Here is a 13,767-nt window from a genome sequence, read left to right as displayed (position 1 = left end):
TGCCACTCCAACCCGTATTTGTTTCGCAAACGCCCCGTCCCTGCCAAAACCCCCCCTGGTGTCCCCCCCCCCCCCCCGGGGGGGGGCCCCGCAAACAACTCGGGGCGGGCACCTTTTCAGGTCCGCGCCCCTCGCCTGTCACACTGGTGGTGTCACCGTCGAACGGGTGAGATCACCACGAGCTCTTGTGGACACCCGGCAGCTCGCCGGCGTGCGCCATCTCGCGCAGGCACACGCGGCAGAGGCCGAACTTGCGGTAGACCGCGTGCGGCCGGCCGCACTTCTGGCAGCGGGTGTACGCGCGGACCGCGAACTTGGGCTTCTTGTTGGCCTTGTTGACCAGTGCCTTCTTCGCCATGCTCAGTTCTCCTTGAACGGGAAGCCGAGGTGCTTGAGCAGGGCACGGCCTTCGTCGTTGTTGGTGGCGGTGGTCACGACGGTGATGTCCATACCCCGCGGGCGGTCGATCTTGTCGACGTCGATCTCGTGGAACATCGACTGCTCGTTGAGGCCGAACGTGTAGTTGCCGTTGCCGTCGAACTGCTTGCCGGACAGGCCACGGAAGTCCCTGATTCGCGGAAGCGCGATCGACACGAGACGGTCGAGGAACTCCCACATGCGGTCGCCACGGAGGGTGACGCGGGCACCGATCGGCATGCCCTCACGCAGCTTGAACTGCGCGATGGACTTGCGGGCCTTGCGGATCTCCGGCTTCTGACCGGTGATCAGCGCGAGGTCCGCGACGGCGCCGTTGATCAGCTTGGCGTCGCGGGCGGCGTCGCCGACACCCATGTTGACGACGACCTTGACCACGCCGGGGATCTGCATGACGTTGTCGTACTTGAACTCCGCGTTCAGCGCGTCCTTGATCTCGGCGCGGTAGCGCAGCTTCAGGCGCGGCTGGATCTTGTTCTCAGTGCTCGTCATCTCAGATGTCCTTCCCGTTCTTACGGGAGATCCGAACCCGCTTGCCGTTCTCGTCGGTGCGGTAGCCCACGCGGGTGGGGTTGCCGTCCGAGTCGATGACCGCGACGTTCGAGACGTGGATCGGGGCCTCCTGGGTCACGATGCCGCCGGAGGAGGCGCCGCGCTGGTTCGCGGAGACCGCGGTGTGCTTCTTGATCCGGTTCACACCCTCGACGAGGACCTTGTCGGTCGCCGGGTAGGCCTGGATGACCTTGCCCTTGGCGCCCTTGTCCTTGCCGGCGATGACCAGAACGGTGTCACCCTTGTGCACCTTCATCACAGCACCTCCGGGGCGAGCGAGACGATCTTCATGAACTTCTTGTCGCGCAGCTCGCGGCCGACGGGTCCGAAGATGCGGGTGCCACGCGGGTCGTGATCGGGCTTGATCAAGACGGCGGCGTTCTCGTCGAACTTGATGTACGAGCCGTCCGGACGGCGGCGCTCCTTGGTGGTGCGCACGACGACGGCCTTGACGACCTCGCCCTTCTTGATGTTTCCACCCGGGATGGCGTCCTTGACGGTGGCGACGATGATGTCACCGATCCCGGCGTAGCGACGGGACGAGCCACCGAGAACGCGGATGCAGAGAATCTCCTTGGCACCCGTGTTGTCGGCGACGCGCAGTCGCGACTCCTGCTGAATCACTGATCTCTCCTAAGACCTGGATTTTCGTACGTAGCGGATTACCGACCCGATACGCGCGGTCTGCCGCCCATCCGTACCCGCACGCGGGCATGCGGAGGCACAGGCAACCGCCCTAGTGTAGGGAATCCGCACCGCGAAGCCAAATCGGTGACACCCGATTCACGCAGGTGGGGATCCCTGTCACAGCCGAACGGCCCGCCCCGGAAGTCCGGGACGGGCCGTTCGACAGTGCTGCATCCGGCGCGGGCAGCTGGTGCCAACGCCGGGAGGAACGCGAGGGCCTACTTGGCCTTCTCGAGCACCTCGACCAGACGCCAGCGCTTGGTCGCCGACAGCGGTCGGGTCTCCATCAGCTGCACGCGGTCGCCGACGCCGGCGAGGCCGTTCTCGTCATGCGCCTTCACCTTGGTGGTGCGGCGGATGATCTTGCCGTACAGCTTGTGCTTGACGCGATCCTCGAGCTCGACAACGATCGTCTTCTCCATCTTGTCGGAGACGACATAGCCGATGCGGACCTTGCGGGTCCCACGCTCTTCAGTCACTGCGGTGTCCTTCTCGTTCTCACTCATGCCGCGTCACCCGCACCCGGGCCGGCGGCGAGGCCGAGCTCACGCTCGCGCATAACGGTGTAGATGCGCGCGATCTCGTGACGAACGGTGCGCAGGCGACGGTTGTTGTCCAGCTGACCGGTCGCCATCTGGAAGCGAAGGTTGAACAGCTCTTCCTTCGACTCGCGGAGCTTGGTGACCAGCTCCTCCTCGGTGAGCTCGCGGAGCTCCGCGGCGGGGGTTCCAGTAGCCATCAGAACTGCTCCTCCCTGGTGACGATGCGGCACTTGCACGGGAGCTTGTGCATCGCGCGACGCAGGGCCTCGCGAGCGATCTCCTCGTTCGGGTAGCTCATCTCGAACATGACCCGACCGGGCTTGACGTTCGCGACCCACCACTCCGGCGAACCCTTACCGGAACCCATGCGGGTCTCGGCGGGCTTCTTGGTCAGCGGGCGATCCGGGAAGATGTTGATCCAGATCTTGCCGCCACGCTTGATGTGGCGCGTCATGGCGATACGAGCGGACTCGATCTGACGGTTGGTGATGTAGGCGGGCTCGAGAGCCTGGATGCCGTACTCACCGAACGTGACCTGGGTGCCACCCTTGGCCGCACCCGAACGGCTCGGGTGGTGCTGCTTGCGGTGCTTGACCCGACGTGGGATCAACATGCGTCAGCCCTCCTGATTCGATTCGGTCGAGGCCGGGGCCTCGGAGGCGGCGCGACCGGCCTCGGTGCTGGTCGCGGTGGTGCCCGAAGCACCGGAACGACGCGGGCGGCTCGGACGCTCGCGACGCGGGCGGTCGCCTGCCGGCGCGGCGGCGGTCAGCTCACGCTTGCCACCGACGATGTCGCCCTTGTAGATCCACACCTTCACGCCGATCCGGCCGAAGGTGGTCTTCGCCTCGTAGAGGCCGTAGTCGATGTCCGCGCGCAGCGTGTGCAGCGGGACCCGACCCTCGCGGTAGAACTCCGAGCGGGACATCTCGGCACCGCCGAGACGGCCCGAGCACTGCACCCGGATGCCCTTGACGTTCGGCTGACGCATGGCCGACTGGATGGCCTTGCGCATGGCGCGACGGAACGCGACACGGTTGCTGAGCTGCTCGGCGACGCCCTGCGCGACGAGCTGGGCCTCGGCCTCCGCGTTCTTGACCTCGAGGATGTTCAGCTGGACCTGCTTGCCGGTCAGCTTCTCGAGGGCGGCGCGGATGCGGTCGGCCTCGGCGCCGCGGCGGCCGATGACGATGCCCGGACGCGCGGTGTGGATGTCGACGCGAACCCGGTCACGGGTGCGCTCGATCTCCACCTTCGCGATGCCTGCCCGCTCCATGCCGGTGGCGAGGAGCTTGCGGATCGCGACGTCTTCCTTGACGTACTCCGCGTACTGCTTGTCGGCGTACCAGCGGGACTTCCAGTCGGTGGTGATACCCAGGCGGAAGCCGTGCGGGTTGATTTTCTGGCCCACTACTGAGCACTTCCCTTCCGGCGGTTGCGGGTCGAGGTTCCGGCCTTCGGCAGGCTCTCCACGATGACCGTGATGTGGCTGGTGCGCTTGCGGATCCGGAACGCACGGCCCTGGGCACGCGGCTGGAAACGCTTGAGGGTGGCACCCTCGTCCACGTACGCGGTGGCGACGACCAGCGTGCTGGGGTCAAGACCGAGGTTGTTCTCGGCGTTGGCAGCGGCGCTGGCAACGACCTTGGCGACCGGCTCGCTGGCGGCCTGCGGCGCGAACTTGAGGATGTTCAGGGCGTCCTCGACGGAACGACCACGAACCAGGTCCACGACACGACGGGCCTTCATCGGCGTCACGCGCACGTGGCGCGCGACCGCCTTGGCGGTGGGGTTCTGAGTTTCAGTGCTCATCGACGCTTGCTCTTCCGGTCGTCCTTGATGTGACCCTTGAACGTGCGGGTCGGTGCGAACTCACCGAGCTTGTGACCGACCATCGAATCGGACACGAACACCGGCACATGCTTGCGACCGTCGTGGACGGCGAACGTGTGACCGATGAAGTCCGGGATGATGGTCGAACGACGGGACCAGGTCTTGATGACCTGCTTGGTGCCCTTCTCGTTCTGCACGTCCACCTTCGCGAGGAGGTGGTCGTCGACGAACGGACCCTTCTTAAGACTGCGGGGCATTCTTCACTCCCTCCTAGCGCTTCTTGCCGGTACGCCGGCGGCGGACGATGAGCTTGTCGCTCGGCTTGTTGGGCTTGCGGGTGCGGCCTTCCGGCTTACCCCACGGGCTGACCGGGTGGCGACCACCGGAGGTCTTACCCTCACCACCACCGTGCGGGTGGTCGACCGGGTTCATCACGACACCGCGGACGGTCGGGCGCTTGCCCTTCCAGCGCATGCGGCCGGCCTTGCCCCAGTTGATGTTCGACTGCTCGGCGTTGCCGACCTCGCCGACGGTGGCGCGGCAGCGCACGTCGACGCGGCGGATCTCGCCCGACGGCATGCGCAGGGTCGCGTACGGACCCTCCTTGCCGAGGAGCTGGATGCTGGCACCGGCGGAGCGGGCCATCTTGGCGCCGCCGCCCGGACGCAGTTCCACCGCGTGGATGGTGGTACCGGTCGGGATGTTGCGCAGCGGCAGGTTATTGCCGGGCTTGATGTCGGCGCCGACACCGGACTCGACCCGTGCACCCTGCTTGAGGTCCTTCGGCGCGATGATGTAGCGCTTCTCGCCGTCGGCGTAGTGCAGCAGCGCGATGTTCGCGGTGCGGTTGGGGTCGTACTCGATGTGCGCGACCTTGGCCGGCACGCCGTCCTTGTCGTTGCGACGGAAATCGATCAGCCGGTAGGCGCGCTTGTGTCCGCCACCCTTGTGCCGGGTCGTGATGCGACCGTGCGCGTTACGACCACCGCGCCCGTGCAGCGGGCGGATGAGCGACTTTTCGGGCGTCGACCGAGTGATCTCGGCGAAGTCCGAGACGCTCGAGCCGCGACGGCCCGGGGTAGTCGGCTTGTACTTACGGATTGCCATGAGTCTTCTCGTCCTCTATATCTCGTCAAGTCCCGCCCGCTTACGCGACCGGGCCTCCGAAGATCTCGATGGGCTTGCTGTCGGCCGAGAGGGTCACGAGCGCGCGCTTGGTGTTCTTGCGCTTGCCGTAGCCGAACCGGGTCCGCTTGCGCTTGCCCTGACGGTTGGCGGTGTTGACGCTGGTCACGGTGACGCCGAAGACCTTCTCCACGGCAATCTTGATCTGCGTCTTGTTCGAGTCCGGGTGCACCAGGAAGGTGTAGGTGCCTTCCTCGATCAGTCCGTAGGACTTCTCGGAGATGACCGGCGCGAGCAGGATGTCGCGGGGATCGGCGATGGTGCTCACTTGCTCTCCTCCTTCTGCGCCGACTCGGCCGGGCCGTGGACGAACGTGTTGAGCGCCTCGACGCTGAACACGACGTCGTCGCTGTTGAGCACGTCGTAGGTGTTCAGCTGGTCGGGGGCGATGGGGTGCACACCCTCGAGGTTCTGCACGCTCTTCCAGGCCGCGATGTCCTCGCGTCCGACGACGAGCAGGACCTTCTTGCGATCCGAGATCTCGCCGAGGAACTTCTTGGCGGACTTGGTGGACGGGGTCTGACCCGCCACCAGTTCGGTGATCACGTGGATGCGCTCGTTGCGGGCCCGATCGGAGAGGGCACCGCGGAGGGCGGCGGCCTTCATCTTCTTCGGGGTCCGCTGGCTGTAGTCGCGCGGCTTCGGGCCGTGGACGATGCCACCACCGGCGAACTGCGGCGCGCGGGTCGAGCCCTGACGGGCGCGGCCGGTGCCCTTCTGCCGGTACGGCTTCTTGCCACCGCCGCGGACCTCGCCGCGGGTCTTGGTGGAGTGCGTGCCCTGACGTGCCGCGGCCAGCTGAGCGACGACGACCTGGTGCATCAGCGCGATGTTGGCCTGGGCGTCGAAGATCTCGGCGGGCAGGTCGACGGTGCCGTTGGTGCCGCCGTCGGCGTTGCGGACGTCGAGGGTGAGCTTGGTTGCGGTCTCGGTCATGCGGACGCACCACCCTTCACTGCGGTCTTGACGATCACGAGGCCGCCCTTGCGGCCGGGGATCGCACCCTTGATCAGAAGCAGACCGTTCTCGGCGTCCACCTTGTGGACCGAGAGGTTCTGCGTGGTGACGCGGTCGTTACCCATGCGGCCCGACATGCGCATGCCCTTGAACACGCGGCCGGGGGTGGCGCAGCCACCGATCGAGCCCGGGCGACGGTGCACGGCCTGCGCACCGTGGGAGGCGCCCTGGCCGGCGAAGCCGTGACGCTTCATGGTGCCGGCGAAGCCCTTGCCCTTGGAGGTGCCGGTGACGTCGACGTAGGCGCCGTCCTCGAACACAGCGGCGGTGAGCTCCTGGCCGACCTCGTACTCGCCGGCGTCGGCGACGCGCAGCTCCACGATGTGGCGGCGGGGGGTGACACCGGCCTTGGCGAACTGGCCGGTGGTCGGCTTGTTCACCTTGCGGGGGTCGATCGCGCCGTACGCGAGCTGGACGGCGCTGTAGCCGTCGCGCTCCTCGGTGCGGATCTGGGTGACGACGTTCGGTCCGGCCTTGACGACGGTGACCGGAACGACCCGGTTGTTCTCGTCGAAGACCTGGGTCATGCCGAGCTTGGTGCCCAGGATGCCCGTGATCTTGTTCTCAGTCATTGTTGTTGTCTCCGCCGCGCTCACTGGATGTTGACATCGACGCTGGCCGGCAGGTCGATGCGCATGAGCGCGTCGACCGTCTTGGGCGTCGGGTCGAGGATGTCAATGAGCCGCTTGTGGGTGCGCATCTCGAAGTGCTCGCGCGAATCCTTGTACTTGTGCGGCGAACGGATAACGCAGTACACGTTCTTTTCGGTCGGCAACGGCACCGGTCCGACCACACGGGCCCCGGTACGGGTCACCGTCTCGACGATCTTGCGCGCAGACGCGTCGATCGCCTCATGGTCGTAGGCCTTGAGCCTGATGCGGATCTTCTGTCCCGCCACGCTTGTGTCCTCTTCCTTGCCCGATGTGATTAGGCCTTCGCAGCATCCGGGGATGCTGCTCGTTTGCACGTAGACCCGTCAGGGGCTACCTCGTCTGCACAGTTCCCACCCACTTCCGGGCGAAGAAGAACGTTGGCGATCGGGACGCAGGGTCCTGGGACTCGTTGTCCGATGCCGATCGGGATTCCGATCCGCTGCCGCTGTTCATCTGTCATGGAACTGTCCCCGGTCCACGCGGTCGGGCGTGTCGCCCTCCCGCTCCGTCCCCGACCCGCGTTTACACACGAATCGGCGGCGGAAAATGTGTCCCGGGCTGCGCTCCGGGTGGAGCGCAGGTGGTCACTGCTTCCGTCTTGCGACGACTTGTTCTGCTTCGGCCCGACCGGCAGTCCGGTGAAACGTCCACCGGAACGTGCTGATCCTCGACCCTCAACCGCCGGGCGGAGGCCGTGCGCGTGCACGTCCCTGGCCCAGGCAACCTGAACAGTATGCCGTAGCGCGGCGCGGACTTCAACTCCGGGCGGCCGACCCCCTTGGCCCAGAACTTACTTTTAAGTAAGGTTTGGGGCATGGCCATCGAGTCCCCGACCTACCGCAGCTGGCAGCGTCTGCCTAAGAACGGCGTCGGTTCGGTGCTGTTCTCCCTCGGCATGTGCGCGCGGGTGCCGTACTTCGCGACGGTGCTCCCCCGCGTCACCGCGCTGGAGCCGGGCCGCTGCGAGGTGCGGTCCCCGAAGTGGTGGGGGGTGCACAACCACATCGGCACCTTCCACGCGATCGCGGCGTGCAACCTCGCCGAGGCCGCGATGGGGATGCTCGCCGAGGCGACGGTCCCGACCACGCACCGCTGGATCCCGAAGGCGATGCACACGCAATACCTGGGGAAGGCGACGACGGGACTGCACGCCGTCGCGCAGCTGCCCGCGCTCCCCGACTTCGCCGCGATCACCGACGGCACCGACCTCGTCGTCCCGGTCACGATCCGGGACCGGGCGGGCGCCGAGGTGGTGCACGCGGACATCACGATCTGGGTGACGCCGAAATAGCCTGCGGCCGCAGCGCCGCAGCGCCACCTTCACCACCCGGATGAACTCCCTCGGGGCGTGTAATTCCCTCGAACGACAGCGGCGTTGCGACCCCACTGATGATGTCAATTGTTCCGAGGTCACCCATTCGGAGTAAATTGCCAGCTCAATTTCTCGTCGGCGTCGGCACGTCGATAGCTTCACCGTCATGTCACTCCCTTCGCTGACCGTTGTCATTCCGGCATTCAATGAGGAAGACACCATTGAGGCGACCCTCGCGCACGTGTTCGCTCAGGCCGACGACGTCACCGAAATCATTGTCATCGACAACAACTCGACCGACCGCACCGCGGATCTCGTGCGCGGACTGCAGTCCGGCCAACCCGCACTCCAGCTGATCCGCGAGGAGCGTCCGGGCGTCACCTTCGCGCGCAATTCCGGACTCGATGCGGCGACATCCGAGATCATTGCCCGCCTCGACGCCGACACGCTCGCGCAGCCGGGCTGGGCGCGCGCGGTACGCACCTACTTCGCCACGGCCCCGGACTCGGTTGCCGCGGCGACCGGCCCGCTCCTTCCGTTCGACTCACCGTTCCGCAATGCCTTCGCCGCGTCGAATGAACGTCTGATCGCGAAGACCCGCGCTGCCGCCGAGGACGGCCTGGCGGTCACGGGCCTCACGATGGCTCCCGGCGGAAACATGGCCCTGCGCAAGTCGGCCTGGCTCGCGATTAGGCAGGCCATTTCGGATCGAACGGATATCCACGATGATCTCGATCTTTCGCTGTGCCTGCGGAAGAGTAAGTTCGATATCGCGTTTGTTCTCGGAATGCAGGCGGAAACCTCGGCGCGAAGGTTTCGCACCAATCCCGCCGCCTACTGGCGATACACAAATCTACTGACCCACACCTACAAGGCGCACGATATGGCCAGGGAGGCTCGGGCAACGCGGCTCGAAGTATGGAACAACCGCCTCGTCCACCTGGTCACCTGGCTTCCCACCCGGGCCTACGACCCCGCCACCGGCCGCTACTCGCTGAGACGGGTCCTGGCGCCGGAGCAGGACCGGATCGGCGGCCGGGTTCCGGCGCCGTCCACCACCTGACCGCCGTCGCCCGTCCACCATTCGAGGGGAATCGACCGATATCGTGACCGACGATCCGACGAGCTACCGCGGCGAGTTGCCATTCCTGGACTTCGCCTACCTGTATGCCGACTCCGACCGAACGCCGCAGGCCATCGTCAATGCGTACCTCCTTGGCCGCGCAGCCCCCGGCCACCCGGAGATCACCAGCGAGGACGTGACAGCCTGGGTGGCAGCCCGCATCTCGAGCTCTCCGATGTTCACGACCCGCGTTGTGCGGGCACCGGGTGATATCGCACCGCCGCGCTGGTCCCCGGACAGCTCCTTCGACATCTCCAACCATGTCTTCGTCCAGGACTTCTCGGGCGAAGCCGATCTCAACGACGCGTTGGCGCGCGTTGCCGAGCAGCGAATGAACCCGGACCGCCCGCTGTGGGAGGTGCGCCTCCTGCGCGGCGTGGCTGACCGGGGCACCATCTGCGATGTCGTTGTGATCAAGGTCCACCACAGCGCGGCGGACGGCATCGCCAGCGCGAACCTGGGCCGGATGCTGTTGACCGAGGGGGTTCCCAGCGCCGCACCGCAGGACGGAACGGCACGGCACCGCTCGTTCATGCACGCGGCCTGCACCCTCCCCGGCCAGCTGAGTCGGTATGTCGCCGCCCTGCGCCGGCTCCGTGTGCTGCAGCACGAGCTTGCCCGCGAAACAGCCGAGGGCCGGATCGTCATGCCCGAACAGCTCCGTCCACGAACCCGCTTCAATGCGAGGGTGGGGCGACATCGGACCGTCGGTAGCGTGCGCTTCTCCCTCGCACAGGCGCGGAGTGTGCGGTCGCGGATGCCAGCGGCAACCGTCAACGATGTCATCCTCGCTGCGGTCTCGGGCGCGCTCACCGCGTATCTCGATGACGGTGGCGTCCCCGCCGCGCTCGCGACCCTGGTTCCCAAGGACGTCCGCGACCTCGGCGAACTCGACGCGATCAACCAGGCGCTGCCAATGATCGTTGACCTGCACAGCGCCGTCGGGGAACCGCAACTACGGCTCGCTGCCATTCATGAGTCGGTTCGCCGGGAACGGACCAGGAGGGAACACCCGGTCATCATGGAGTCCGTCCACTGCGTCGCGGCAACCCCACCGGTCGTCGCGAGAATCAACGCGTGGCGGGAGAAGCGGGGAGCGCCGTCACCTGGCGCGCCCGTTCACCGGGCTAACACCGTCGTGTCGAACTACATGCGCGAGACCGGACCGCTCGCTCTTGCCGGACACCCGGTGGTCGAGATTCGCTGCGTTCCCCTTGTGGACGACAACATCGGGCTGGCGCACATGGTGGCCTCGGTGGACGACGCGCTCACCGTCACCTTCACCGCGGACAGCGCGATGATGCCCGACCCCGGTCGATACGCCGCACTCCTCCGTGCGTCCTTCGAGGACCTCGTTCATCCACAACGGGAGGACGCGTGGGCGGACGGCGAGCAGGTGGCGGTCGACCAGTCCGCACCGTAGATCAACGTCGCGTCGGGTGGCGCCCGCTCACGCAGCGAGGGCGATACGCGACCCGGCCGCGCACCCGACCCGCCCGGGGTGTGACGCATCTCATCGCGCCGACCCGCGCTGGCGAACACGGCCGGTACGCAGGCCATATCCGTCAATACCGGATCCTCGGATCGAGCCGGACGCACCCCGCGTCACCGGCCGGTCACGCATCAGATCCGCGCCAGCCGGGCTTACCCCGGTCAGCCTCGGCGTTCATCGATGCATGACATACTCGCAGGCATGCCTACGCCCCACTCTGCGGTCCTGGTCGAGGGAATCCGCAAGTCCTTCGGTGACGTGCATGCGCTCAGGGGGGTCAACTTCGAGGTGCCGCGCGGCACCGTGCTCGGCATCCTCGGCCCCAACGGCGCCGGCAAGACGACGACGGTCAATGTGCTGTCCACGTTGCTGCGCCCGGACTCCGGGCGCGCGATGATCGCCGGACACGACGTCGTCACCCAGGCACCGGCGGTGCGGCGGTCGATCATGATGACCGGCCAGTACGCCGCCCTCGACGGGTCGCTGACGGCCCGGGAGAACATGGTGCTGTTCGGGCGCCTGATGGGCCTCAACCGCGAGTCCGCGAAGGCCCGCGCCGCCGAACTCCTGCGCCAGTTCGACCTCGAGTACGCCGCCGAGCGGAAGGTCGCCGGCTACTCCGGCGGCATGCGCCGCCGCGTCGACATCGCCTGCGGCCTCGTCACCAGGCCCGAGGTGGTGTTCCTCGACGAACCCACCACCGGGCTCGACCCGCGCAGCAGGCAGGGCGTGTGGTCGCTCGTCTCCACCCTCAAGGAACAGGGCATCACCGTCCTGCTCACCACCCAGTACCTCGAAGAGGCCGACGTCCTCAGCGACAACATCGTCGTCATCGACAAGGGCACCGTCATCGCCGAGGGCACCGCGGACCAACTGAAGGAACGCACCGGCGGCAGCTACTGCGAGGTGGTTCCGCTGCGCGTGTCCGACCTGCCGCGGGTGCACGCCGTGCTGACCAGCCTGGTGCCGCCGGAGTACGTCACCGCCACCGGGCACGACCGTCTGTCGATCCCCGCCCAGTATGGCGCGCAGACCCTCGCCGAGGTGCTGCGCCGGCTCGACATCTCGCGGATCCCGCTGGCCGACATCGCGCTGCGCAGGCCCTCCCTCGACGACGTCTTCCTCGCGCTGACGGGCCAGCCGGCCGAAGAAGAGAGCGAAGCTTCATGACCGCAGTCGCTGCGCGAGCAGCACAGTCCGACAACCCGCCACCCGAACCGCAGTCGAAGGTCGTGGCCCGGGTCGGCAGGCATCGCAGGCCGGAACTGTCACCGGTCGGGCAGTGGCTCGCGCTCACCGGCCGCAACATCCGCGGCATGTGGACCAGCGGGCAGCTGCTCATCGCGGTCCTCGCCCCCGCCATCTTCACGATCGGCTTCTACCTTCCGCTGCGCCTGGTGATGCGGTTCCAGGGCATCGACTACGCCCAGTTCGTGATGGCGATCATCGTGCTGCAGGCGATGGCGTTCACCGCCATCTCCGCCGCGGGCAAGGCCGCCCTTGAGGCCGTCAACGGCATGGACGCCCGGTTCAAGACGATGCCGATCTTCGCCGGGGTTCCGCTTGCCTCCCGCATGTCGGCGTCGTTCGTGCACTGCACCATCTCGCTGATCGCGGCGCTGGCCTACGGGCACATCATCGGCTTCCGCTTCCAGGGCGGGCCCGCGAACACCGTCGCGTTCATCGGGCTGTCACTCACATTCGCGATGACGCTCTCGCTGGCAGGCGACCTGATCGGCACGCTCAGCAAGAGCCCGGTGATCACCAGCCAGGCGCTGACCATCCCGCAGCTGATCCTCGGCATGTTCTCGGCAGGCTTCATCCCGGTGGAACAGTTCCCGTCCTGGTCGCAGGCCTTCGTGCGTAATCAGCCGGTCTCCCAGTTCGCGATCGCGATGCGCGCGATCGCGGAGGGCAACGCCACGATGGATCTGATCGCACCGGCGATCTGGTGGAGCATCGGACTGTTCGTGGTGATCGCACCGCTGACGGTGTGGGCGAACGTGAGGCGCAAGTAGATGACCGCCACCCCGACCCACGAACGCCGCGAAGAATCCCCGATCACCGAGATCACCTTCCACGAGACCACCGAGGCGTACCCGGAGAATTCGCGGCAGGCCCTCCTCACGCACAGCCTCCTGCAGACGCAGCGGCTGCTGACCCGCTGGGTGCGTGACCCGTTCACGATGCTGCAGGCGATCGGCTATCCGGCGCTGATGCTGATCATGTTCAACGCGGTACTGGGCATCTCGGTCACCAGGGCCACCGGCATCAACGCGGTCTACGGCTACGCCCCGATGATCGCGCTCGTCGGCTCCATGTTCGGTTCCATCGCCAGCGGCATGCAGTTGAAGGAGGAGTGGCGCAACGGCCTGCTCTCCCGCTTCTGGATCCTGCCGGTGCACCGGGCGTCCGGGCTGATCAGCAGGCTGCTGGCCGAGGCCGTCCGGATCCTGCTGACGACGGTGCTGATCCTGATCGTCGGGGTGATGCTCGGCTTCCGCTTCAACCAGGGTCCGCTCGCCGCGGTCGCCCTAATCCTGGTGCCGCTGCTGATGGGCATCGGCTTCGCGACGATGGTGACGGCCCTGTCGGTGAGCGCGACCAAGGCCCCGCTGGTCGAGCTCCTGTCGCTGATCTGTTCGCTGCTGATGTTCTTCAACTCCGGGTTCGTGCCGACCGCGGCCTACCCGACCTGGCTGCAGGGTTTCGTCGAGAACCAGCCGATGTCGACGGCGATCGACTCGATGAAGGCACTGGCCCTCGGCGGTCCGATCGCCGAGCCGCTGATCAAGACCATCCTGTGGTCGGTCGGCATGATCGTCGTGTTCGCGTGGCCCGCGATCCGCGGCTACCGCAGGGCGGCGGGCACCCCGATCTGACGGGCGCACCGCCTGCTCCCGACCACCCACTGGTCACGGACAACCACAACGAGT

At 66.8% G+C, this 13,767-nt stretch carries 21 protein-coding genes; 6 read left to right on the top strand and 15 right to left on the bottom strand.

Features of this window, described 5'->3' with window-relative positions; all coding sequences use genetic code 11:
• Positions 1 to 172: 172 nt before the first annotated feature.
• The 15 genes from ACFWPA_RS14185 to rpsJ all read right to left on the bottom strand — a co-directional run bounded on the left by ACFWPA_RS14185 (position 173) and on the right by rpsJ (position 7,149).
• Entirely contained in the window at positions 173 to 358 is a 186-nt protein-coding gene (locus ACFWPA_RS14185; RefSeq protein WP_050063877.1) for a type Z 30S ribosomal protein S14, read from the bottom strand.
• 2 nt (positions 359 to 360) lie between these two features.
• Positions 361 to 927, bottom strand: a complete 567-nt coding sequence (gene rplE, locus ACFWPA_RS14180; protein WP_378507983.1) for a 50S ribosomal protein L5 — start codon at positions 925 to 927, stop codon at positions 361 to 363.
• A gap of 1 nt (position 928) precedes the next feature.
• Entirely contained in the window at positions 929 to 1,243 is a 315-nt protein-coding gene (gene rplX / locus ACFWPA_RS14175) for a 50S ribosomal protein L24 (RefSeq protein ID WP_007531926.1), read from the bottom strand.
• On the bottom strand, positions 1,243 to 1,611 hold the full coding sequence (rplN, locus tag ACFWPA_RS14170) for a 50S ribosomal protein L14 (RefSeq protein WP_007531925.1): 369 nt from the start codon (positions 1,609 to 1,611) through the stop codon (positions 1,243 to 1,245). Before rplN ends, rplX begins: the two co-directional genes overlap by 1 nt.
• A 281-nt stretch (positions 1,612 to 1,892) precedes the next feature.
• Complete coding sequence (gene rpsQ / locus ACFWPA_RS14165; RefSeq protein WP_378507984.1) at positions 1,893 to 2,180, bottom strand: 30S ribosomal protein S17; 288 nt, start codon at positions 2,178 to 2,180, stop codon at positions 1,893 to 1,895.
• Positions 2,177 to 2,413, bottom strand: a complete 237-nt coding sequence (gene rpmC, locus ACFWPA_RS14160) for a 50S ribosomal protein L29 (RefSeq protein WP_378507985.1) — start codon at positions 2,411 to 2,413, stop codon at positions 2,177 to 2,179. The genes rpsQ and rpmC overlap by 4 nt, the downstream gene beginning before the upstream one ends.
• Positions 2,413 to 2,829, bottom strand: a complete 417-nt coding sequence (rplP, locus tag ACFWPA_RS14155; RefSeq protein ID WP_378507986.1) for a 50S ribosomal protein L16 — start codon at positions 2,827 to 2,829, stop codon at positions 2,413 to 2,415. The genes rpmC and rplP overlap by 1 nt, the downstream gene beginning before the upstream one ends.
• A gap of 3 nt (positions 2,830 to 2,832) precedes the next feature.
• Complete coding sequence (rpsC, locus tag ACFWPA_RS14150; RefSeq protein WP_378507987.1) at positions 2,833 to 3,627, bottom strand: 30S ribosomal protein S3; 795 nt, start codon at positions 3,625 to 3,627, stop codon at positions 2,833 to 2,835.
• Positions 3,627 to 4,028 carry a 50S ribosomal protein L22 gene (gene rplV / locus ACFWPA_RS14145; protein ID WP_378507988.1) on the bottom strand — a complete coding sequence of 134 codons (402 nt, stop codon included), beginning with the start codon at positions 4,026 to 4,028 and terminating at the stop codon, positions 3,627 to 3,629. Before rplV ends, rpsC begins: the two co-directional genes overlap by 1 nt.
• Entirely contained in the window at positions 4,025 to 4,306 is a 282-nt protein-coding gene (rpsS, locus tag ACFWPA_RS14140) for a 30S ribosomal protein S19 (protein WP_005518370.1), read from the bottom strand. The genes rplV and rpsS overlap by 4 nt, the downstream gene beginning before the upstream one ends.
• A 13-nt stretch (positions 4,307 to 4,319) precedes the next feature.
• On the bottom strand, positions 4,320 to 5,156 hold the full coding sequence (gene rplB, locus ACFWPA_RS14135) for a 50S ribosomal protein L2 (RefSeq protein ID WP_378507989.1): 837 nt from the start codon (positions 5,154 to 5,156) through the stop codon (positions 4,320 to 4,322).
• Positions 5,157 to 5,196: 40 nt separating this feature from the next.
• Complete coding sequence (rplW, locus tag ACFWPA_RS14130; protein WP_378507990.1) at positions 5,197 to 5,502, bottom strand: 50S ribosomal protein L23; 306 nt, start codon at positions 5,500 to 5,502, stop codon at positions 5,197 to 5,199.
• Positions 5,499 to 6,170 carry a 50S ribosomal protein L4 gene (gene rplD, locus ACFWPA_RS14125; RefSeq protein ID WP_378570607.1) on the bottom strand — a complete coding sequence of 224 codons (672 nt, stop codon included), beginning with the start codon at positions 6,168 to 6,170 and terminating at the stop codon, positions 5,499 to 5,501. The genes rplW and rplD overlap by 4 nt, the downstream gene beginning before the upstream one ends.
• Entirely contained in the window at positions 6,167 to 6,823 is a 657-nt protein-coding gene (gene rplC / locus ACFWPA_RS14120) for a 50S ribosomal protein L3 (RefSeq protein WP_378507992.1), read from the bottom strand. The genes rplD and rplC overlap by 4 nt, the downstream gene beginning before the upstream one ends.
• A gap of 20 nt (positions 6,824 to 6,843) precedes the next feature.
• The gene (gene rpsJ, locus ACFWPA_RS14115; RefSeq protein WP_003938093.1) at positions 6,844 to 7,149 is read right to left on the bottom strand and encodes a 30S ribosomal protein S10; all 306 of its coding nucleotides are present in this window, start codon (positions 7,147 to 7,149) and stop codon (positions 6,844 to 6,846) included.
• Between the two features lie 569 nt (positions 7,150 to 7,718).
• Between rpsJ and ACFWPA_RS14110 the strand changes: the two genes are divergently transcribed.
• The 6 genes from ACFWPA_RS14110 to ACFWPA_RS14085 all read left to right on the top strand — a co-directional run bounded on the left by ACFWPA_RS14110 (position 7,719) and on the right by ACFWPA_RS14085 (position 13,713).
• On the top strand, positions 7,719 to 8,195 hold the full coding sequence (locus ACFWPA_RS14110) for a hotdog fold domain-containing protein (RefSeq protein ID WP_378570604.1): 477 nt from the start codon (positions 7,719 to 7,721) through the stop codon (positions 8,193 to 8,195).
• 187 nt (positions 8,196 to 8,382) lie between these two features.
• Complete coding sequence (locus tag ACFWPA_RS14105) at positions 8,383 to 9,279, top strand: glycosyltransferase family 2 protein (protein WP_378570602.1); 897 nt, start codon at positions 8,383 to 8,385, stop codon at positions 9,277 to 9,279.
• 43 nt (positions 9,280 to 9,322) lie between these two features.
• On the top strand, positions 9,323 to 10,762 hold the full coding sequence (locus ACFWPA_RS14100) for a wax ester/triacylglycerol synthase domain-containing protein (RefSeq protein WP_378570600.1): 1,440 nt from the start codon (positions 9,323 to 9,325) through the stop codon (positions 10,760 to 10,762).
• A 270-nt stretch (positions 10,763 to 11,032) separates the two neighbouring features.
• Positions 11,033 to 12,001, top strand: a complete 969-nt coding sequence (locus ACFWPA_RS14095) for an ATP-binding cassette domain-containing protein (protein ID WP_378570597.1) — start codon at positions 11,033 to 11,035, stop codon at positions 11,999 to 12,001.
• The gene (locus ACFWPA_RS14090) at positions 11,998 to 12,849 is read left to right on the top strand and encodes an ABC transporter permease (protein ID WP_378570595.1); all 852 of its coding nucleotides are present in this window, start codon (positions 11,998 to 12,000) and stop codon (positions 12,847 to 12,849) included. Before ACFWPA_RS14095 ends, ACFWPA_RS14090 begins: the two co-directional genes overlap by 4 nt.
• Entirely contained in the window at positions 12,850 to 13,713 is an 864-nt protein-coding gene (locus ACFWPA_RS14085) for an ABC transporter permease (RefSeq protein WP_378570593.1), read from the top strand.
• The last annotated feature ends 54 nt before the right edge of the window (positions 13,714 to 13,767 follow it).

The organism is Rhodococcus sp. NPDC058505, assembly GCF_042720095.1.
Taxonomy (GTDB): domain Bacteria; phylum Actinomycetota; class Actinomycetes; order Mycobacteriales; family Mycobacteriaceae; genus Rhodococcus_G.
The sequence above is the reverse complement of the archived record's forward strand: the minus strand, read 5'-3'. Positions and strand labels throughout refer to the sequence as shown.